General features: G+C 50.7%; 1 protein-coding gene. It reads right to left on the bottom strand.

The annotated features are described in order from the left end of the window. Positions 1 to 26: 26 nt before the first annotated feature. Positions 27 to 800, bottom strand: a complete 774-nt coding sequence (locus LN995_RS21685) for a transposase (RefSeq protein ID WP_229963185.1) — start codon at positions 798 to 800, stop codon at positions 27 to 29. Between the last annotated feature and the right edge of the window lie 46 nt (positions 801 to 846).

Raw genomic sequence — 846 nt, 5'->3', positions numbered from 1 at the left:
GTCAACCTATTCTGTACAACTTGATTTTAAGTAGCTAAAAAAGAAGCTTTTGAGAAAAGCTTTTCAAGTTCGCTCTGATTTAGTTTAAGCGCCTGTATGCGTTTTTCCACCTGCCTCAACCCAATCCGTCTGCTTTTCTCATTGTTTTCCTTTATCTCGTTTTTCCTGTAGGGTTCTGCCTTGGTTACCATATTCCAGATAATGACGGCCAGCTTTCTTGCCGTTGCCGTGATGGCGGCTATTCTCCCTTTCTTAAAGGCTATCCTTTTGAAGAAGGGGGTGAGTTCATGGTCCTTCTGGTTGCCAATGGAATTGGCCGCCTGGCGAAGCGCCATTGCCAGATAGGATTTACCCGATGGCGTGCGGCTGCTTATAATACGGCCGCCGCTTACCTTGTTGTTTGGAACAAGGCGCAGCCAGCTGGCGAAGCTCTTGGCCGTTGGGAACCTGTGCAGATCTTTCCCCATCGTCGCCAGCAGACAGAGAACGGTGCCGTAGCTGATCCCAGAGATGGCCAGGAGGTCAGTTTTGAAGTACTGGTAGGCTATCCTGGAAACATTGAACCCGGGTGTATTCTTACTGCTCTTCTTCTTGCTTTGCTTCAAGGCCTTCTCTTCGAGTTCGGATACCGGAGTCTGCGGCGCATGCTTCACAAGGGAGCTCTCGATCACCTGGTCACACTCCTGGAGGGCTGCTTCATAGAGCCTGTAGAAGTGCAGGCAAGACTTCAGTTCAAACAGCAGCTCTTCCCGCCAGGAGCCGTGGAGCGCCTCGGCGATCTGCTGTTGGGTCTTTTTCATCCCCGTGCTTCAAGGAGCCTAAGTTGTCATGCTTATTCAACAGTGC

It is taken from the genome of Pontibacter silvestris, assembly GCF_020907275.1.
GTDB lineage: Bacteria > Bacteroidota > Bacteroidia > Cytophagales > Hymenobacteraceae > Pontibacter > Pontibacter silvestris.
This window is presented reverse-complemented; position numbering and strand designations above follow the sequence as displayed.

Bases quoted from the DNA above. Each gene is read 5' to 3' on its own strand.
- LN995_RS21685 (WP_229963185.1), bottom strand. From the start codon at position 800: ATGAAAAAGACCCAACAGCAGATCGCCGAGGCGCTCCACGGCTCCTGG.